The sequence below is a fragment of the Duganella sp. CT11-25 genome (assembly GCF_047302815.1).
Taxonomy (GTDB): Bacteria; Pseudomonadota; Gammaproteobacteria; order Burkholderiales; family Burkholderiaceae_D; genus Rugamonas.
On record NZ_JBKBFD010000001.1, the window covers coordinates 5,591,020 to 5,609,076 of the forward strand.

General features: G+C 65.6%; 17 protein-coding genes and 1 other RNA gene. 13 read left to right on the forward strand and 5 right to left on the reverse strand.

What is annotated here, in order from left to right; genetic code table 11:
- Positions 1-11: 11 nt before the first annotated feature.
- The 4 genes from ftsX to ACEN9F_RS24200 all read right to left on the reverse strand — a co-directional run bounded on the left by ftsX (position 12) and on the right by ACEN9F_RS24200 (position 3,655).
- Entirely contained in the window at positions 12-932 is a 921-nt protein-coding gene (gene ftsX / locus ACEN9F_RS24185) for a permease-like cell division protein FtsX (RefSeq protein ID WP_413424091.1), read from the reverse strand.
- Positions 929-1,585: a cell division ATP-binding protein FtsE gene (ftsE, locus tag ACEN9F_RS24190; protein WP_413424093.1), complete on the reverse strand. Its 657-nt coding sequence runs from the start codon at positions 1,583-1,585 to the stop codon at positions 929-931. Before ftsE ends, ftsX begins: the two co-directional genes overlap by 4 nt.
- Before the next feature lie 7 nt (positions 1,586-1,592).
- Positions 1,593-2,615, reverse strand: coding sequence for a signal recognition particle-docking protein FtsY (ftsY, locus tag ACEN9F_RS24195; RefSeq protein ID WP_413424095.1), 1,023 nt, complete (start codon positions 2,613-2,615; stop codon positions 1,593-1,595).
- Between the two features lie 92 nt (positions 2,616-2,707).
- Entirely contained in the window at positions 2,708-3,655 is a 948-nt protein-coding gene (locus tag ACEN9F_RS24200; protein WP_413424097.1) for a MerR family transcriptional regulator, read from the reverse strand.
- Positions 3,656-3,928: 273 nt separating this feature from the next.
- Between ACEN9F_RS24200 and ACEN9F_RS24205 the strand changes: the two genes are divergently transcribed.
- The 10 genes from ACEN9F_RS24205 to ACEN9F_RS24250 all read left to right on the forward strand — a co-directional run bounded on the left by ACEN9F_RS24205 (position 3,929) and on the right by ACEN9F_RS24250 (position 13,216).
- Positions 3,929-5,200: an NAD(P)/FAD-dependent oxidoreductase gene (locus ACEN9F_RS24205; RefSeq protein WP_413424099.1), complete on the forward strand. Its 1,272-nt coding sequence runs from the start codon at positions 3,929-3,931 to the stop codon at positions 5,198-5,200.
- Positions 5,190-5,981 (forward strand): DUF1365 domain-containing protein, encoded by a 792-nt coding sequence (locus ACEN9F_RS24210; RefSeq protein WP_413424101.1) that lies wholly within the window; start codon positions 5,190-5,192, stop codon positions 5,979-5,981. Before ACEN9F_RS24205 ends, ACEN9F_RS24210 begins: the two co-directional genes overlap by 11 nt.
- Entirely contained in the window at positions 5,978-7,210 is a 1,233-nt protein-coding gene (locus ACEN9F_RS24215) for a class I SAM-dependent methyltransferase (protein ID WP_413424103.1), read from the forward strand. Before ACEN9F_RS24210 ends, ACEN9F_RS24215 begins: the two co-directional genes overlap by 4 nt.
- A gap of 3 nt (positions 7,211-7,213) precedes the next feature.
- Positions 7,214-7,747, forward strand: coding sequence for a chalcone isomerase family protein (locus ACEN9F_RS24220; protein ID WP_413424105.1), 534 nt, complete (start codon positions 7,214-7,216; stop codon positions 7,745-7,747).
- Entirely contained in the window at positions 7,744-8,997 is a 1,254-nt protein-coding gene (locus tag ACEN9F_RS24225; RefSeq protein WP_413424107.1) for an MFS transporter, read from the forward strand. The genes ACEN9F_RS24220 and ACEN9F_RS24225 overlap by 4 nt, the downstream gene beginning before the upstream one ends.
- 12 nt (positions 8,998-9,009) lie before the next feature.
- A complete protein-coding gene (locus ACEN9F_RS24230; protein WP_413424109.1) occupies positions 9,010-9,567 on the forward strand; it encodes a DUF3833 domain-containing protein in 558 nt (185 codons plus the stop codon).
- Positions 9,564-10,349: an SDR family NAD(P)-dependent oxidoreductase gene (locus ACEN9F_RS24235; RefSeq protein ID WP_413424111.1), complete on the forward strand. Its 786-nt coding sequence runs from the start codon at positions 9,564-9,566 to the stop codon at positions 10,347-10,349. Before ACEN9F_RS24230 ends, ACEN9F_RS24235 begins: the two co-directional genes overlap by 4 nt.
- Positions 10,346-10,780, forward strand: coding sequence for a nuclear transport factor 2 family protein (locus tag ACEN9F_RS24240; RefSeq protein WP_413424113.1), 435 nt, complete (start codon positions 10,346-10,348; stop codon positions 10,778-10,780). Before ACEN9F_RS24235 ends, ACEN9F_RS24240 begins: the two co-directional genes overlap by 4 nt.
- 735 nt (positions 10,781-11,515) lie before the next feature.
- Entirely contained in the window at positions 11,516-12,598 is a 1,083-nt protein-coding gene (locus tag ACEN9F_RS24245) for a porin (protein WP_413424115.1), read from the forward strand.
- 84 nt (positions 12,599-12,682) lie between these two features.
- Positions 12,683-13,216, forward strand: coding sequence for a hypothetical protein (locus ACEN9F_RS24250; RefSeq protein WP_413424117.1), 534 nt, complete (start codon positions 12,683-12,685; stop codon positions 13,214-13,216).
- An 18-nt stretch (positions 13,217-13,234) separates the two neighbouring features.
- Here the strand turns inward: ACEN9F_RS24250 and ACEN9F_RS24255 are convergent, their stop codons facing one another.
- The gene (locus ACEN9F_RS24255) at positions 13,235-14,938 is read right to left on the reverse strand and encodes a thiamine pyrophosphate-binding protein (protein WP_413424119.1); all 1,704 of its coding nucleotides are present in this window, start codon (positions 14,936-14,938) and stop codon (positions 13,235-13,237) included.
- A 122-nt stretch (positions 14,939-15,060) separates the two neighbouring features.
- On the opposite strand from ACEN9F_RS24255, the gene rnpB reads away from it, so the two are divergent.
- The 3 genes from rnpB to mraZ all read left to right on the forward strand — a co-directional run bounded on the left by rnpB (position 15,061) and on the right by mraZ (position 18,053).
- Positions 15,061-15,404, forward strand: an RNA gene (gene rnpB, locus ACEN9F_RS24260) — RNase P RNA component class A.
- A 65-nt stretch (positions 15,405-15,469) separates the two neighbouring features.
- Positions 15,470-16,954 (forward strand): glycerol kinase GlpK, encoded by a 1,485-nt coding sequence (gene glpK, locus ACEN9F_RS24265; RefSeq protein WP_413424121.1) that lies wholly within the window; start codon positions 15,470-15,472, stop codon positions 16,952-16,954.
- Positions 16,955-17,624: 670 nt separating this feature from the next.
- Positions 17,625-18,053, forward strand: coding sequence for a division/cell wall cluster transcriptional repressor MraZ (mraZ, locus tag ACEN9F_RS24270; RefSeq protein ID WP_413424123.1), 429 nt, complete (start codon positions 17,625-17,627; stop codon positions 18,051-18,053).
- The last annotated feature ends 4 nt before the right edge of the window (positions 18,054-18,057 follow it).

Genomic DNA, 18,057 nt, shown 5'->3' on the forward strand with positions numbered 1-18,057 from the left:
GCCGGACCGGGCTAGTTGAGCTTGGAGAGGTGGCGCTGCACGGACAGCAGCGCGCCGATCAGGCCGAGGCCGGCCGACAGGGCCAGCAGGCCGGCCATCGCCAGCGGCGGCAGCGGCGCCAGCTGGAATTCCGAGGCGTACAATCTTGCGAATTCGGCAATCGCGGTGTTCAGCGGGCGCAGCGCCAGCGAGACGGCGGCCAGCGCCAGGCCGCCGGCGCACAGGCCCAGCAGGGCGCCGGTGTAGTAGAACGGGCGGTGGATGAAGCTGTCGGTCGCGCCGATCAGCTTGGAGACCAGGATTTCCTCGCGCTGGGTCATCACCTGCAGGCGGATGGTGTTGAAGATCACCGCGATCACCACCGTGCCCAGGGTCGCGGCCAGCAGCAGCAGCGCCAGGCGCAGCACGTTGAGCAGCGCGGCCAGGCGCTTGACCCAGGCCGAGTCGACCTGCACGGTGTCGACGCCCGGCAGCGCGCGGATCTGCTCGGCCAGCTGGTCGACGTCGCCGCCGGCCTGGGCATTGCGGAAGGCGTCCAGCTTTAGCACATAGCTGTCCGGCAGCGGGTTCTCGCCCAGCGTGGTCAGCACGTCGGCCAGGCCGCTCTTGGTTTTCAGGCTGTCCAGCGCTTTTTCGCGCGGCGTGAAGACGATCTTGGCCTGCTTGTCCCTGACCGTCTGGCGCAGCAGCACGGCCAGTCCTTCGGCCTGCTCGCGCGGCGTGTCCTGCTTCAGGAACACGCTGATTTCAGGATCGACCGACAGTTGCTCGGACATCGGGCGCACGTTGTCGAGCAGGGTCACGCCGGTGAACGGCAGGGCCAGCGCGATCGCCACCACCAATATATTGAACAGGAAGCCGCCCGGCGAGCGGCGCAGGTGGACCAGCGCCGCGGCCAGCGCGTAGCGGTGTTGGCGGAACCAGTAAGTCATGCCGGCACCTCCAGCTGGCCTTGATTGAGATGGATGACGCGCGCGGCCGCATCCAGCATCTGCTCGTCGTGGCTGGAAATGACGCAGGTGACGCCGACCGAGTGGAACGCCTTGAGCGCATCCAGCACTTTATTGGCGCTGGCGCGGTCGAGGTTGGCGGTCGGTTCGTCGGCCAGGATCACTTGCGGGCGGTTGACGATGGCGCGCGCGATCGACACGCGCTGCTGTTCGCCGCCGGACAGGGCCAGCGGCTGCGCATCGGCGCGGTCCAGCAGGCCGACCTTGTCGAGCGCGGCGCGCGCGCGCTGCTCGGCCTGGTGGCGCGAGGCGCCCGTCACCAGCAGCGGCAGCATGACGTTGGCCAGGATGCTGCGGTCGGTGAGCAGGCGCTGCTGCTGGAAGATCAGCCCCAGGTTGCGGCGCAGGAAGGGCACGGCGCTGGACTTGATCTTGGCGATGTCCTGGCCGTTGACGATGACGTGCCCGGCGCTGGGGCGTTCCATGGCCGCGATCATCTTCAGCAGGGTGGATTTGCCGGCCCCGGAGGGGCCGGCGAGGAAGACCAGTTCGCCTTTTTCTACCGTGAGCGAGACGTCGCGCAGCGCCATCGCATCGGGGGAGTATTGTTTCGAGACGTTCCGGAATTCGATCATGTAGGCATTATCCCAACAAAGCTTCGACAAATTCGGCAGCCACGAAGGGCTGCAGGTCTTCAATTTTTTCACCGATGCCGATGAAGTACACCGGCACCGGGCGCACGCGGGCGATCGCCGCCAGCACGCCGCCCTTGGCCGTGCCGTCCAGCTTGGTGATCACCAGGCCGGTCAGCTTGAGGGCGTCGTCGAAGGCCTTGACCTGCGCCAGCGCATTTTGCCCGGTATTGCCATCGATCACCAGCAGCGTTTCGTGCGGCGCGCCCTCCATGCCCTTGCCGATGACGCGCTGGACCTTCTTCAGCTCCTCCATCAGGTGCAGCTGGGTCGGCAGGCGGCCGGCGGTGTCGATCATGACCACGTCCAGGCCCTTGGCCTTGCCGGACTGCACGGCGTCGAACGAGACCGCGGCCGGGTCGCCCGACGCTTGCGAAATCACCGTGATGTTGTTGCGCTGGCCCCAGACCATCAGCTGCTCGCGGGCGGCGGCGCGGAAGGTGTCGCCGGCGGCCAGCAGCACCGACTGCCCGTGCGACTGCATGTGCTTGGCCAGCTTGCCGATGGTGGTGGTCTTGCCGGCGCCGTTGACGCCGGAAATCATCATCACCGTCGGCTGGTGGCGGCCCAGCTCGAAGTTGCGCTGCAGCGGGGTCAGCAGGGCGATCATCAATTCCTTGAGCGCGGCCTTGACGGCGGCGGCGTCGAGCAGCTTGTCGTCCTTGACCTTTTGCCTGAGCGCGTCGAGCAGGTACTGGGTGGCGTCGATGCCGGCGTCGGACATCAGCAGCGCCGCCTCCAGTTCCTCGTACAGTGCGTCGTCGATCTTGGCGCCGACAAACAGGATGGACAGGTTGTTGGAGGTCTTGGACAGGCCGGCCTTCAGGCGCGACATCCACGACTGCTTCTGCGCCGGTTCTTCGATGGGCAGCAGGGGCGGGGCGTCGGACGGGGCGGGAGCGTGGACGGGTGCGGGAGCGATTGCCTCGGGCACGTCGGGGGCGACAGGTTTTTTCTTGAAGAAACTAAACATGGATGTGTGGTTGGGGGCGCTTCAAGCTGATGCCCGGCAGCGCCGGACATGGGGAAATGTGCTTATTTTACCAGAGCGCCGCGCGGCCGCCCTCAGGCGGAGGCGGCGCTGGTGTGGCGCATGCGCCATTCGGCGATGGCGGCGCTGATGTCGGCCAGCGCGAATACCCGCACATAGGGCGGGCGGCGGCGCTTGAGCGCGGCGTTGCCGCCGCCGGCCCACAGCTCGGCGCAGCCGTTGAGGCGGGTATGCAGCTCGGCCAGGCCGTCCAGCGCCTGGCGCGGATTCATCGCCACCGAGAACGACAGCGCGACGATGTCGACCCGCTGCACGCGCGCCGCCTCGACGATGTCGAGCAGCGGCGTCTGCACGCCCAGCGAGATGCAGTGGGCGCCCTCGGCCACGCACATGGCTTCGGCCATCAGCAGACCCAGGCCGTGGCGTTCCTGCGGCAAGGTGGTCAGCATGATGCGCGGCGCGCCGGCGTTGCTGGCGTTGGCTTGCGGCATGGCGAAGACCGCGCTGCGCATCACCACCGTCAGCGACTCTGTATATAAGTGTTCTTCAAACGTGGCCAGCGCGCCGCTGGCCCAGGCTTCGCCGACCAGCGTGGTCAGCGGCGCCACCAGCTCGATCACAAAGCTCTTCAAGCCCATCATCAGCAGCGCCTGCGACAGCTTGCGGCGCAGCGCCTCCATTTGATGGCTTTTGCATAATTCCAGGTAGGTTTGCAGTTCCGGCGCCGTCGACGAGGCGCCGTTGGCGCTGCCGGTGGCCTTGCCGGTCAGCGCCTGCAATTCGTCGGCGCTGTACTTGATGACTTTGCCGGGACGGAAGCCGAGGTCGATCAGCCGCTTGACCAGGCGCAGCTTGTGGACTTGTTCGATCGGATAGACGCGCTCGCCGTTCGGGTCGCGCAGCGGCTGCGGGAAGTCGTAACGCCGTTCCCACACGCGCAGGGTTTCCTTGGCCACGCCGGTATCGCGCTCGACGTCGCTGATCGTGCTTGATACAGGTTGTGAGGAATCTTTAGTTGTCATCAGGCATTTAAGCGGCCGCGGTTTTGGGCAGTCGCGAGGGTTGGCACGGAGTTTGGGTGCACGTGCGTCTCGGGCGGTTGGGCCTTAACGCGACCTGCATTTTACATTCGTTTCGGGCGCGAAAGTATCGCATCCAAATCGGCTTGCGCCGCGTATAACTTGCAAGAAAGAGCTTGTCCACGACACACAGTTGACATCTAGAACTATTTAACTGATTATCGTCTTCGCCCCTGTTTTGTCCAGGACAAAAATATTTCAACCCGGTGAAAAATAATGAAAATAGCTGTTGTAGGTAGCGGAATCTCAGGTTTGTCCTGCGCCTATCGGCTGGTGAAGGCCGGCCACGCGGTGCGCCTGTTTGAGTGCGGCAATTACTTCGGCGGCCACAGTAACACGGTGGACGTAACTTTTCGTGGCGTCACGCATGGTGTCGACACCGGCTTCCTGGTGTTTAACCATCGTACGTACCCGCAACTGACCGCGCTGTTCAATGAGCTGGGCGTGGACACGGCGCCCAGCGACATGGGCTTCTCCATCAAGGTGCCGGCGGGCGGGCGCATGCTGGAGTGGGCCGGCGGCAACCTGGACCAGGTGTTTTGCCAGCGCCGCAATCTGGCGCGGCCGGCGTTCCTGCGCATGCTGCGCGATATTCTGCGGTTCAACCAGGCCGCCACCGCGCTGGCGCGGGGCGCGGCGCCGCGGATCAGCCTGGGTTCCTACCTGCAATCCGAAGGATACAGCAGCCAGTTCCGCGATTGGTATTTATTGCCGATGGCGGCCTGCATCTGGTCGTGCCCGTCGGCGCAAATGCTGACCTTCCCGCTGGCCAGCTTCGTGCGGTTTTGCCACAACCACGGCTTGCTGCAGGTGAACGACAGGCCTCGGTGGCATACGGTGCGCGGCGGTTCGCGCCGCTACGTCGAGCGCCTGCTGGAAGGGATACCGGAGCGGCATCTGGACACGCCGGTGCTGTCGGTCGCGCGCGGCCCGCAGGGCGTGACGGTGGCGACCGCGCAGGGCGGCGCGCTGTTCGACGAAGTGGTGCTGGCCTGTCACAGCGACCAGTCTCTGGCGCTGCTCGGCGACGCCGGCGGCGCCGAGCGCGAGGTGCTGGCGGCGGTGCGCTACCAGGCCAACCGCGCGGTGCTGCACACCGATACGTCCTGCCTGCCGGCCGCGCGCAAGGCCTGGTCGGCGTGGAACTACCAGGGCAGCGGCGACGGCGAGGGCGCGCGGCGCGTGTGCGTGCACTACCTGTTGAACAAGCTGCAGCCCTTGCCGTTCGAGCAGCCGCTGATGGTGTCGCTCAATCCGATCCAGGAGCCGGCGGCCGGCGCCGTGCTGCGCGAGTTTTCTTATGCGCATCCGGTGTTCGACGCGGCGGCGGTGGCCGCGCAGCAGCGCCTGCCCGACATCCAGGGCCGCGACCGCGTGTGGTTCGCCGGCGCCTGGACCGGCTACGGCTTCCACGAGGACGGCCTGAAATCGGGCCTGGCGGTGGCCGCCGCCATCGCCGCGCGCGGGCAGGTGGCCCATGCCGCCTGACGCCGCGCCGCAGCTGTGCTTTGGCCAGGTGCGGCATCTGCGCCTGCGGCCGGTGCGCCACGGCTTCCGCTACGGGATGTACTTCGTCCGCCTGCCGCTGCGCGCGCTCGGCGAGCGCGGCTTCGGCTGCCGCCTGTTCTCGCGCAACCGCCGCAACCTGCTGTCGTTCCACGACTGCGACCACGGCGACGGTCGGCCGCTGCTGCAATGGATAGACAGCCTGCTGGCGGCGGCGGGCGTGCACGACGCCGGCGGCGAGATCTGGCTGCAGACCATGCCGCGCGTGCTGGGCTATGTGTTCAATCCGGTGTCGTTCTGGTTTTGCCACCGCGCCGACGGCGCGCTGCGCGCGATCGTCGCCGACGTGCGCAACACCTTCGGCGAGCGCCATTGCTACCTGCTCGAGACCGGCGCCGCCGTCGGCGTCGGCGAGGAGCTCGCGGCGCGCAAGGTGTTCCATGTGTCGCCGTTCTGCGAGGTGCGCGGCGGCTACCGCTTCCGCTTCTTCTCCGGCCGCCGCGGCGCCGGCCCGCACGCGGGCAGCGAACAGACGCTGGCCTGCATCGACTACGACGACGAGCTCGGGCCGCTGCTGCAGACCAGCCTTTCCGGTCGCGCCGCCCCGCTCACCGACGGCAACGCGGCGCGCGCCTTCTGCGCCTATCCGCTGATGACCTTCGGCGTGGTCGCCCGCATCCACTGGCAGGCGCTCAAGCTATGGCTGCGCCGCGTGCCGTTCTTTTCCAAACCTGTCCCGCCTCCACAGAAGGTGTCACGATGAATACAAACTCCCTGCGCGCGCCGGCGTCCCCGCTGCCGGCCGGCCATGCCTCGTCCAAGCCGCCGGCGGCGGCGCGCCTGATCATCAAGATGCTGCAAGGCCTGAAGCACGGCGCGCTGCTGCTGCACCCCCCGGACGGCGCCTACCAGCTGTTCGGCGACGGCTCCTTCCCGATCGTGCTGGAGCTGAAGAACTGGAAGCTGTGCGGCGCTGCGCTGCGTTCCGGCGATATCGGCTTTGCCGAATCCTTCATCGCCGGGGACTGGAGCACCGACAACCTGCCCGGCCTGATCGAACTGCTGATCCGCAACCGCGACGAGGTCGAGCGGCTGGTCTACGGCAGCTGGTGGGGCGGCCTGTTGTACCGGCTGAAGCACCTGATGAACCGCAACTCGCGCGCCGGCAGCCGCAAGAACATCCACGCCCACTACGACATCGGCAACGCCTTCTACGCGCTGTGGCTGGACCCGACGATGACCTATTCGAGCGCGCTGTTCCGCCCCGGCGACGGCGGCGACCTGGCGACGGCGCAGATGGCCAAGTACCGCCGCATCGCCGGCCAGCTGGATCTGCGGCCCGGCGCGCGGGTGCTGGAGATCGGCTGCGGCTGGGGCGGATTCGCCGAGACGGCGGCGCGGGAAGCGCAGGCGCACGTGACGGGGCTGACCCTGTCGACCGGGCAGCTGGCGTATGCGCGGCAGCGGCTGGAGCTGGCCGGCCTGGCTGCGCAAGCCGACCTGCGCCTGTGCGACTATCGCGATTGCGACGGCCAGTTCGACGCCGTCGCCTCGATCGAAATGTTCGAGGCGGTCGGCGAGCGCTACTGGCCGAGCTACTTCGCCTGCGTGGCGCGCAACCTCAAGCCGGGCGGACGCGCCTGCATCCAGACCATCACCATCGACGACGGGCTGTTCGAGCGCTATCGCAAGGGCACGGACTTCATCCAGCAGTACATCTTCCCCGGCGGGATGCTGCCGTCGCCGTCGGCGTTCCGCGCCATGGCGGCCGCGCACGGCCTGCGCGTGGCCGATGAATTCCGCTTCGGGATCGACTACGCCGATACGCTGCTGCGGTGGCGCGGCAGCTTCCTGGCGCAGCGCGCGGCGGTGGCCGAGCAGGGCTTCGACCAGCGCTTCATGCTGACGTGGGAGTTTTACCTGGCCTATTGCGAGGCGGCTTTCCGAGCCGGCAATACCGATGTGATGCAGTTCACGCTGGTGAAGGATTAGGCCGTGCGCGCGCTGCTGCGGTGCTGCCTGTGCGTGCTGCTGCTGGCATGGGCGCCGCTGCGCGCCGAACCGGCCCACGTGGCGCGCGAGCTGGGCCATGCGCGGCTGGCCGGGCAGGGCGTGTTTACCTGGTTCGGCCTGACGATCTACTCCGCCGAGCTGTGGGTCGGTCCGCAGGGCTACACCCCGGCGACGCCGTTCGCGCTGGACCTGCGCTATGCACGCTCGCTTGACGGCCGCAAGATCGCCGAGGCCAGCGCCGAACAGATGGAGAAGATCGGCGCCGGCACCGAGGCGCAGCGCGCCGCGTGGCTGGAAAAGATGAAGGCCATCTTCCCGGACGTGAAGGAGGGCAGCCGGCTGACCGGCGTGTTCCTGCCGGGGCGGGGCGCGCGCTTTTACCAGGACGGCAGGGAGCTGGCGCTGGTGGCCGATCCGGCTTTCGCGCAGGCTTTCTTCGGCATCTGGCTGGACCCCGCGACCAGCGCCGGCAAGCTGCGCGCCGCGCTGTTGCGCGACGCCGGCCCCAAACCATGAAGCAGCCGTTGTCCCGGCGCGCGATGTTTCACTACGGTCTGTTCGGCATGCCGCTGGCGATGCTGGCCTTGCCCATCTATGTCTATGTGCCGCAGTTCTACGCGCAGCGCGGCGGCCTGACGTTGGCCGCGATCGGTGCGGCGCTGCTGGCGGCGCGCATGGCGGCGGCGTTCATCGACCCCTTGCTGGGCTGGTGGATCGCGCGCTCCGGCGGCGCCTATCCGCGCTTCGTGCTGATCGCGCTGCCGCTGCTGCTGGCCGGCTATGGCGCGCTGTTTCATCCGCCGGCGCCGGCCGCCGCGAGCGTGCCGGAGCAGGCATGGTTCCTGGCGGCGCTGATGCTGGCGTACGTCGGCTTCGGCATGGCGTCCATCGCCCACCAAAGCTGGGGCGCGGCGTTGACCCAGCGCCCCGGCGAACGCGCGCGGCTGGCGGCGGTGCGCGAGGGCTGCGGCCTGCTGGGCGTGATGACGGCGGCCGCGGTGCCGGCGCTGTTCGGCTACGACGCGCTGAGCCTGGCCTTCGCCGCCGTGCTGTCGGTGGCCGCCGCCTGCCTGCTGCTGAGGGCGCCGCCGCCACCGGCCGCCGCCGCGCAGGCCGTCGCGCCGTTGCACGAAGACCTGGCTTCGTTGCTGGCGCCGTTCCGGCAGCGCCGCTTCCGCGCGCTGTTCCTGGTCCTGATGGTCAACGGCGTGGCGGCTTCGATCCCGGCCACGCTATTCCTGTTCTTTGCCGAGGACCGGCTCAAGCTCGGTCCCAACGCCGGCCTGTTCCTGCTGCTGTATTTCGCCAGCGCCGCCGCCTCGCTGGCCGCCTGGCCCGCCATCGCCCAGCGCGTCGGCGAGGCCCGCGCCTGGGCCGGCAGCATGCTGCTGACCGCCGCCGTCTTCATCTGGGCCTGGGGCCTGGACCCGGGCGACGCGATCTCCTACGGCGCCATCTGCATGCTGTCCGGCCTCGCGCTGGGCGCCGACCTGGCGCTGCCGCCCGCGCTGCTGGCCGGGGTGATCGCCAGCGCCGGCGACAGCGGCCGGCGCGAGGCGGCCTACTTCGGCGTCTGGAACTGGGGTGTGCAAATGAGCTTGGCGCTGGCCGCCGGCGTCGCGCTGCCGGCGCTCGGGTGGCTGGGCTATGTGCCCGGAACCCAGCAGGGAATGGGCGCGCTGTCGTTCGCCTACGCCTTGCTGCCCTGTTTTTTGAAATTGCTGGCCGCCGCGCTGCTGTGGCGCGCGCCCCTGCGTGATTGCTAAAAGGAGTTACCCATGAAACCTGTCCGTTTATTCGCCGCCTGCCTGATCGCCGGCACGGCGCTGCTGTCCGGCTGTTCCTCGCCGGTGCAGCCGGAGCACTACGCGAGCCAGTCGCCCAAGCTCGATATCCAGCGCTACTTCGACGGCACGCTGGACGTGCATGGCATGTTCCAGGACCGCAGCGGCACGGTGGAGAAACGCTTCACGGTGCTGATGCGCTGCCATTGGGAAGGGGGCGTCGGCACGCTGGACGAGGAGTTCCGCTACTCGGACGGCACCACGCAGCGCCGCGTCTGGACCTTGCGCAAGACCGCGCCGGGCCGCTACACCGGCACCGCGCCCGACGTGGTGGGCACGGCCACGGTGGAAGTCGCCGGCAACGCCATGCGCCTGCAGTACGTGCTGGCGCTGCCGGTCGACGGCAAGGTCTATAACGTCGACTTCGACGACTGGCTTTACCTGATCGACGACCGCGTCATGCTCAACCGCGCCTCGATGAGCAAGTTCGGTTTCGGCCTGGGCAGCCTGACGGTGGCCTTCACCCGCCGCGACGAGCAGGTGCGGCGATGAGCCTGAACCCGCGCATCGACAGCTGGGCCGGAAAGCATGTATGGATCATCGGCGCCTCCACCGGCATCGGCGCCGCGACCGCGCAGCAGTTGCTGGCCAAGGGCGCGCGCGTGGCGGTATCGGCGCGGCGCCAGGAAGCGTTGGACCGGCTGGCGCGGCGCGAAGCGCAGGCGCAGGCGCAGATTTTGGCGCTGGCGCTGGACGTGACCGACCACGCCAGCGTGGTCCGCGCGCGCGACGCGATCCTGGACCGCTGGCCGCGCATCGATGTGGTGCTGGTGGTGGCCGGTGGCTACAGCGAAATGCGGGCCGACAGTTTCGACCTGGCCGCCGCCAACCGATTGATCGACCTGAATCTGCGCGGCGTGTTCAATTGCCTCGACACGGTGCTGCCGATGCTGCTCAAGCAGGGCAGCGGCGGCGTCGGCATCGTCGCCTCGGTGGCAGGCTACGGCGGCCTGCCGAAGGCGCTGGTCTACGGCCCGACCAAGGCGGCGCTGATCAACCTGAGCGAGTCGCTGTATTTCGATCTGCGGCCGAAAGGCATCGCGGTGTACCAGATCAATCCCGGCTTTGTCGACACGCCGCTCACCAAGGGCAACGACTTTCCCATGCCGCAGCTGATGACGGCGCCGCAGGCCGCGCAGGCGCTGATACGCGGCATGGAAGGCGGCCGCTTCCACATACACTTTCCAAGAAAATTTACCAATAGCCTGAGACTGGCGCGGCTGCTGCCGTACCGCCTGTATTTCTGGCTGATCGCCAAGGTGACCCGCTTATGACCGAGTATGCATCCGCGCTGGCGCGCCTGACGGCGTTTTTCGAGGCGCTGACGCCGCAGACGCTGCCGCAGCTGGCCCAGGTCTACGCCGCCGACGCGCGCTTCAAGGATCCCTTCAACGATGTGCAGGGGCACGCCGCCATCATCCGCATCTTCGAGCATATGTTTGTAAAGCTGAGCGAACCGCGTTTCATGGTACTCGAACGCATGGCGCAGGGGGAGCAGGCCTTCCTGACCTGGGAGCTGCATTTCAGTTTCGCGCGCTGGCCGGCGGGTCATCAGGTGATCCGCGGCGCCACCCATGTCCGCTTCGACGCCGCCGGCCGGGTCGTCTTGCATCGCGACTACTGGGATGCGGCGGAGGAACTGTACGAGAAAATTCCGCTGCTCGGGGCCCTGATGCGTGCCCTCAAGCGCGCCGCCAACGGCTGATCCGTATGCATTTCATTCATGTTTATGCAGAAAAAATGTCTCCTAAACACCACAGGTAGCAATTTCTTACAAATTGGTGATGCAGGACAACATGATGCCCGGCGCGCCAAACTTACTACACAAATAGAGGGCTAACACTATGAGCAAAGTTGGTTTTGGCGCCATTTTGCCCTGATAAAAGCCCAACCCATTGTTCGGAGTTGTAAGCTTATTACCATTCGGTAGAGGCGAGCGCGTGGGGGCTTCAGTATAAAATGGCGTTAGAAATAGCAATGTGGCTATTTTTACTTGGTCCGACGACGATGTAGTGTCACCTGCAGGATCTTGCATTTGTCACTAGGGCGGTCCGCACAACGGATTGCTGCACCGTGTTCATCGCGCGGAAAATCAGGCTGGTTCGCTTGATCGGCAGGAAATATTGCGATGCGGTAAAATACGGGCGTTTTAAGAATCTGACAAGAACGAAGCGGCCAACATGAGCGCTTTTACACTTGATGGAGACGCGAAGCATCAGTATAGTGCCGCCTCCGGCGCTCAAGGAGCGCTGCGATAAAGCCGGCGTCGATTAAATCGGCCGCAACTTAAGTGAACGCGTCCCATTGATGGGATCGCAACGTGGCAGCTGGGGAGTTTGCCCTCACGCACAGACGGCGCCTGTGATGGCGTCGATAAGCACCGAATTTAGCCGTCATACTAGCTTTACTTTTTAGCAACACAAACTGAAGGAAATACGTAATGAAAAAATCCCTTATCGCTATCGCCGTTCTGGGCGCAATGAGCTCCGCAGCGTTCGCACAATCGAACGTGACGATCTACGGTATCCTGGACGCCGGCATCGTTAGCGAGCGCGGCGGCGCAGCTGGCACCACCACCAAAGTGACCAGCGGCGCGGCTTCGGCTTCCCGCATCGGCTTCAAAGGCACCGAAGATCTGGGTGGCGGTCTGAGCGCAATCTTCAAACTGGAAACCGGCGCGCGCATCGACGACGGCACCCTGGACAACACCACCAGCACCCTGTTCAACCGCGAAGCCTATGTTGGCCTGTCGTCGAAGACCGCTGGTACCCTGACCCTGGGCCGTCAGTACACTCCGTACTACGAAACCCTGCGCGACGTCGGCGACCCATTCGCAATGGGCTACGCTGGTACCGCCAAGAACCTGTTCCCAGTGGCCAGCTTCATGACCCGCAACAGCAACGCTGTTGTCTACAAAACCCCTAACCTGCAAGGCTTCACCGGCGCTGTTTCGTACAGCCTGGGCGAAACCGCAGGCGACGCATCGGCTGCTCGTCAAATCGGCGCATCGCTGGGTTACAACAACGGTCCTCTGAACGTTGCAGTTGCTTACAACAGCAAAAACAACGACACCGCTACCCTGAAAACCGCTGGCGTTGGCCACAACGGTCTGGTCGCTGCCAACTACGACTTCAAAATCGTTAAAGTCTACGGCGCCTACAGCAAAGACAAGGGCCTGAACAGCGCGCCTCTGAACAACACCGCCAATTCGTTCGGCTACACCGTTGCTCCGATCGCTTCGCAAGACAGCACCGACGCTCTGATCGGCCTGACCGCACCAGTTGGCGACACCGCCGGCACCGTGATGGCTTCGTTCATTCGCAAGAATGACAAAGAATTCGCGAACCGCGATGCTGACCAGTGGGCTATCGGCTACTCCTACGCTCTGTCGAAGCGCACCAGCACCTATGTTGCTTACGCTAAGATCAAGAACAAGAACGGTGCCGGCTACACCGTTGGTAACAACACCGAAGCTGGTACGGGCGACAAAGCCTTCAACCTGGGTCTGAAGCACTCGTTCTAATCTGATCATTCAGCGTTAGAATCCACAACGGCTGCCTGGTGCAGCCGTTGTTCTTTTCTGCAAGCCGATCTGAAAGCCGACACCATGACGATGACCCGACGCGCCGCATTTGCCGGCGCTCTCCTGCTGGCCTCCTGCGCCGTGCTGGCCGCGCCCAAGAAGGCCGGCCGCAAGCCTGCGGGCCTGCCGCGCTATGGCATGGTGGTGTTTTCCGATTTGTGCGTGCATGCCGGCAGCGGCGAATTCGGCGGCCAGCGCATCACGCTGCAGCGCTTTGCCGAAGTCGATACGGTGCTGTACGAATACACGGCCGGCGGCCTGAGCTGGCCGGTGGTGGCCAGCGACGTCAATATCGATCCGCGCGGGCAGCAGCTGTATTTCACGGTGCAGCCGCCGGACGAGGAAGAGCGCACCATCAGCGGCAAGGTGGCCGACGGCGGCAGGACGCTGGTGCTCGATGGCGGCTATTGCGGCGACGAGGCGGTGCCGATGCGGCTGCCGCTGGTGACGGACTTCGGCCGCAAGGCCGGCACCTGCCGCGCCTGCCCCGAGCCGAAAAAGAAAAAAGAAGAGACGCCGCTGCTCGACAACGAGCCGAACACGACCGCCGGTTTGTAGGCCGGCGGCCTTCGCCGCTTACCTGGCGGCCTTCGCCGCTTCCGCGTTCTTGCGGATGGTTTCCAGCGTGGCGCCCGGGGTGATCAGGTCGCCGTCGTAGCGCAGCTCGATCAGCGCCGGCAGGTGCTTGCTGTTGGCGTGCGCCAGCGCGCGCTCCAGCGCCGGGCCGAATTCCGCCGTCGCCGTCACCACTTCGCCGTGCGCGCCATAGGCCGCGGCCAGCGCCGCGAAATCAGGATTGTGCAGTTGCGTGCCCGACACGCGGCCCGGGTAATGCAGTTCCTGGTGCATGCGGATGGTGCCGAACATGCCGTTGTTGAACACGATGATGACCACGCCCGCCTGGTATTGCACGGCGGTGGCCAGTTCCTGGCCGTTCATCATGTACTCGCCGTCGCCGGCGAAGGTGATCACGGTGCGCGCCGGGTCGATGAGCTTGGCCGCCACGCCGGCCGGCACGCTGTAGCCCATCGCGCCGCTGGTCGGCGCCAGCTGCGTGCGCATGCCGCCGTAGCGGTGGAAGCGGTGCGCCCAGGTCGCGTAATTGCCCGCGCCGTTGGTGATGATGGTGTCGTGCGGCGCGATGCGGTCGATCTGCCGCACCACCTGCCACAAGTCCAGCGGCGCCTTGCCGTCCTTGAAGATGGCCGGTTGCTCCTGCCATGCGGCCAGCTCGGCGCGGGCCTCGGCCGGCGTGCCTTGCCAGGCGCCGCTGTCGACCGGCGCCATCGCCGCCAGCATGGCCGCCACTTGCGGCATGCCGCTGTTGATCATCACTTCGGCCTGGTAGACGCTGCCCAGTTCCCCGGCGTCCGCGTGGACGTGGATCAGGCGCTGGGCCGGCAGCGGCGCGGCGATCAGCGCGTAGCCGCCGGTGGTCATCTCGCCCAGGCGCGGGCCGATGGCGAGGATGACGTCGGCCTCGCGCACGCGCGCGGCCAGTTTCGGATTGATGCCGATGCCGACATCGCCGATGTAGTTGGGGTGGGCGTTGTCCAGCAAGTCCTGGAAGCGGAAGGCGCAGGCCACCGGCAGCTGGTTGGCCTCGGCGAAGCGCCGCAGGTCGGCGCAGGCCTGCTGGTTCCAGCCGCCGCCGCCCAGCAGGACCAGCGGCTTTTTGGCGCCGGCCAGCATGGCGCGCACGGTCTCGATCTGCGCGGCGGACGGCGAGGCCTGCACCGGCTGGTAGCGGCGGGTGTCGGCCACCACCGCCTGGTCGATCAGCATGTCCTCCGGCAGCGCCAGCACCACCGGGCCGGGACGGCCGCTGGTGGCGACCTGGAAGGCGCGCGCCAGGTATTCCGGGATGCGGTCGGCGCGGTCGATCTGCGCGACCCACTTGGCCATCTGGCCGTACATGCGGCGGTAGTCGATTTCCTGGAAGGCTTCGCGGTCGATGAAGTCGTTGCCGACCTGGCCGATGAACAAGATCATCGGCGTCGAGTCCTGGTAGGCGGTGTGCACGCCGATCGAGGCGTTGGTGGCGCCGGGGCCGCGGGTGACGAAGCAGATGCCCGGCTTGCCGGTCATCTTGCCGTAGGCGTCGGCCATGAAGGCGGCGCCGCCTTCCTGGCGGTTGATGATGAAGCGGATATCGGAGTCGTGCAGCGCGTCGAGTACGTCCAGGTAGCTTTCGCCGGGTACGCCGAAAGCGGTGTCGACGCCGTGGATCTTCAGGGCGTCGACCAGGATCTGGCCGCCGGAGCGGGATGGTTGCGTCATGGTTCTGGCCTCTAGGGTGTGCGGTATGCGCCATTCTACGGCCGGGCCGAGGGGGCGGCTTTCCGAATGGCGACACCAAATTACAGATTTAGCGGGGTGGCGCGTCTGGTACAATACCGCCTGAAGCAAGCCAGGCAGCCGCTGGCCAGCGCGTAATGCCTGGCGGGAGGAAGGTCCGGACTCCATAGAGCGGGGTGACGGTTAACGGCCGTCCGCTGAAAGCCGCAAGCGCAAGCCCAAGGTATAAGGCGAGGAATAGGGCCACAGAGACGAGCGTATTAAGTTACGGTGAAACGCGGTAACCTCCACCTGGTGCAATTCCAAATAGGCACGCGATGATGCTGCTCGCGGAGCGTGCGGGTAGGAAGCTTGAGCGCTGGAGTAATCCAGCGCCTAGAGGAATGGCTGTCATAGCGCAGGTTCGCCTGTGCCGTAACAAAATCCGGCCTATCGGCTTGCTTCAACTAATAAGATGATTTCGCGGCGGCCGCCGGATCGAAGCGCACGCTGCGACGACCGGGGACTCTGCCGATGAAAAAATACATACTGGCCTTGGATCAAGGCACCACCAGTTCGCGCGCCATCCTGTTCGACCACCAGGGCCACATCCGCGGCAGCGCGGCCATGGAATTCCCCCAGCATTTCCCGCAGCCCGGCTGGGTCGAGCACGACCCCAGCGAGATCTGGAACAGCCAGCTCACCGTGGCCCGCAAAGTCCTGCTGGACAATCACATCGATGGCAGCCAGATCCTCGCCATCGGCATCGCCAACCAGCGCGAGACCACCGTGGTGTGGGACCGCAAGACCGGCGAGCCGATCGCCCCGGCCATCGTCTGGCAAGACCGCCGCACCGCCGGCACCTGCGAAGCGCTGCGCGCCGAGGGCAAGGCGAGGAAGATCGCCGACATCACCGGCCTGGAGCTGGACGCCTATTTTTCCGCCACCAAGCTCAAATGGCTGCTCGATCACGTGCCCGGCGCGCGCGAACGGGCGCGCAACGGCGCGCTAGCGTTCGGCACCATCGACAGCTGGCTGGTGTACAAGCTGACCGGGCAGCACGTCACCGATGTCAGCAATGCCGCCCGCACCATGCTGTTCAATATCCACCTGATGCGCTGGGATCACGATTTGCTGCACCTGTTCGATATCCCGGAGCAGATGCTGCCGCAGGTGGTGTCGTCCAGCGAGGAGGTGGGCAATACCAGGGCGTCGCTGTTCGGCGTGGCGATCCCGGTGGCCGGCATCGCCGGCGACCAGCAGGCCGCGACCTTCGGCCAGGCTTGCCACCAGCCGGGCATGGTCAAGAACACCTACGGCACCGGCTGCTTCATGCTGATGCACCTGGGCCGCCATCCGGTGGCCTCGCACAACCGGCTGCTGACCACGGTGGGCTGGCGGATCGACGGCGCCACCGATTATCTGCTGGAGGGCAGCGTCTTCATGGGCGGCGCCACGGTGCAGTGGCTGCGCGACGGGCTGGGCATCATCGAGAAATCCGGCGACGTCGAGGCGCTGGCCGCCAGCGTGCCCGACAGCGGCGGGGTGTTCATGGTGCCGGCCTTTGTCGGCCTGGGCGCGCCGCACTGGGATCCGTATGCGCGCGGTTCGCTGACCGGGCTGAGCCGGGGCAGCAACCGCGCCCACATCGCCCGCGCCGCGCTGGAGGCGATCGCCTACCAGAGCGCCGAGCTGATGGCGGCCATGCAAAAGGATGCCTCGCTGCCGCTGACCGAGGTGCGCGCCGACGGCGGCGCCGCCCGCAACGACTTGCTGATGCAGTTCCAGGCCGATCTGCTGGGCGTGCCGGTGGTGCGCCCGCAGGTGACGGAGACCACCGCGCTGGGCGCCGCCTACCTGGCCGGCCTGGCGGTCGGCTTCTGGGACAGCCGGGAGGAAATCGCCGCCCAGTGGGCCAGCGAACGCCGCTTCGAGCCGGTCATGGGCGCCGACCAGCGCGCCGCCTTGCTGGCGCAATGGGCGCGCGCCGTCGAGCGCGCGAAAGCATGGGCCGTGTGATGAAAAAGACATCGAATCAGGCCGGCCGGGCCTGAATTCGATTGGAGTTCACACTGGCCGGCGGCGTATAATGGCGACTTGCATGCTGGCGCCAAGCTGTAAATTTGTATAGACAAGTTAATCGCCGCAGCATGAAGGTAGATGAAGGCGAGCATCGTTGTACAAGGTTTTTCTGAAGGTTTCCCATTCCGCGTAATTGCGCTCCTGGCGCGACATACTGGCACTATCCTCTCTTAAATACCCCAATTTCCAGCCCCTGCAGGCACCTGGTCGACGGTTGTCGATTTGCTACTGCAATGTTGGCGGTCTGCAACTATATGCATTTAATTCAATTTTTTTTAAACGACATTCTCACCGTTTTAGTGCGGCTAAACACATGGGTACAGATGAGGTAGCACATTCATAGTCTTTCATAAGTACTTAATTTATTGAACTATTTTATTTCTAGCTGGCTTCAAGGAATCGCGCTAAGTCCTTAATTTCATTAATAAAATCGCTGTTTCGATTGCTTGAAAGCGCTTGACCACTATTCTTGCTTCCACTAAAGTGGGCATCTGTGTGAAAAAGTGTCTTTTTGTGGGAAATTTCACCCGACTTAGCGGCGGGGGAGATGAAACAGGGAAGCCGCTGTTCATGCTCCGCTAACCATACTGAGGTCAAAGGTAATCCCGTGTTTCAAGGCGCGTCCGCAATCAATCTCGATGCAAAAGGCAGGATGTCTATTCCTGCCAAGCACCGTGACGCGCTGTCGATCCAATGCGAAGGCCGCCTCACCCTGACGCGCCATCCCGACGGCTGCGTCATGCTGTTCCCCCGTCCCGTGTGGGAGCAACACCGTCAACAGATCGCCAGCTGGCCCATGCAGGCCCGCGCCTGGCAACGCATTTTCCTCGGTTACGCCACCGACGTCGAAATGGACACCGCCGGCCGCATCCTGGTCTCGCCCGAGCTGCGCGCCGCCGCCGGCATCGACCGCGAAGTCATGATGATGGGCATGGGTTCCCACTTCGAGATCTGGGACGCCGCCAAGATGGCGGAAAAAGAGCAGCAGGCGATGGATGCCGGCACCCCCGATGTACTCGCCAACTTCTCCTTCTAAGGTT

Bases quoted from the DNA above. Each gene is read 5' to 3' on its own strand.
- ftsX (WP_413424091.1), bottom strand. From the start codon at position 932: ATGACTTACTGGTTCCGCCAACACCGCTACGCGCTGGCCGCGGCGCTG.
- ftsE (WP_413424093.1), bottom strand. From the start codon at position 1,585: ATGATCGAATTCCGGAACGTCTCGAAACAATACTCCCCCGATGCGATG.
- ftsY (WP_413424095.1), bottom strand. From the start codon at position 2,615: ATGTTTAGTTTCTTCAAGAAAAAACCTGTCGCCCCCGACGTGCCCGAG.
- ACEN9F_RS24200 (WP_413424097.1), bottom strand. From the start codon at position 3,655: ATGACAACTAAAGATTCCTCACAACCTGTATCAAGCACGATCAGCGAC.
- ACEN9F_RS24205 (WP_413424099.1), top strand. From the start codon at position 3,929: ATGAAAATAGCTGTTGTAGGTAGCGGAATCTCAGGTTTGTCCTGCGCC.
- ACEN9F_RS24210 (WP_413424101.1), top strand. From the start codon at position 5,190: ATGCCGCCTGACGCCGCGCCGCAGCTGTGCTTTGGCCAGGTGCGGCAT.
- ACEN9F_RS24215 (WP_413424103.1), top strand. From the start codon at position 5,978: ATGAATACAAACTCCCTGCGCGCGCCGGCGTCCCCGCTGCCGGCCGGC.
- ACEN9F_RS24225 (WP_413424107.1), top strand. From the start codon at position 7,744: ATGAAGCAGCCGTTGTCCCGGCGCGCGATGTTTCACTACGGTCTGTTC.
- ACEN9F_RS24230 (WP_413424109.1), top strand. From the start codon at position 9,010: ATGAAACCTGTCCGTTTATTCGCCGCCTGCCTGATCGCCGGCACGGCG.
- ACEN9F_RS24235 (WP_413424111.1), top strand. From the start codon at position 9,564: ATGAGCCTGAACCCGCGCATCGACAGCTGGGCCGGAAAGCATGTATGG.
- ACEN9F_RS24240 (WP_413424113.1), top strand. From the start codon at position 10,346: ATGACCGAGTATGCATCCGCGCTGGCGCGCCTGACGGCGTTTTTCGAG.
- ACEN9F_RS24245 (WP_413424115.1), top strand. From the start codon at position 11,516: ATGAAAAAATCCCTTATCGCTATCGCCGTTCTGGGCGCAATGAGCTCC.
- ACEN9F_RS24250 (WP_413424117.1), top strand. From the start codon at position 12,683: ATGACGATGACCCGACGCGCCGCATTTGCCGGCGCTCTCCTGCTGGCC.
- ACEN9F_RS24255 (WP_413424119.1), bottom strand. From the start codon at position 14,938: ATGACGCAACCATCCCGCTCCGGCGGCCAGATCCTGGTCGACGCCCTG.
- glpK (WP_413424121.1), top strand. From the start codon at position 15,470: ATGAAAAAATACATACTGGCCTTGGATCAAGGCACCACCAGTTCGCGC.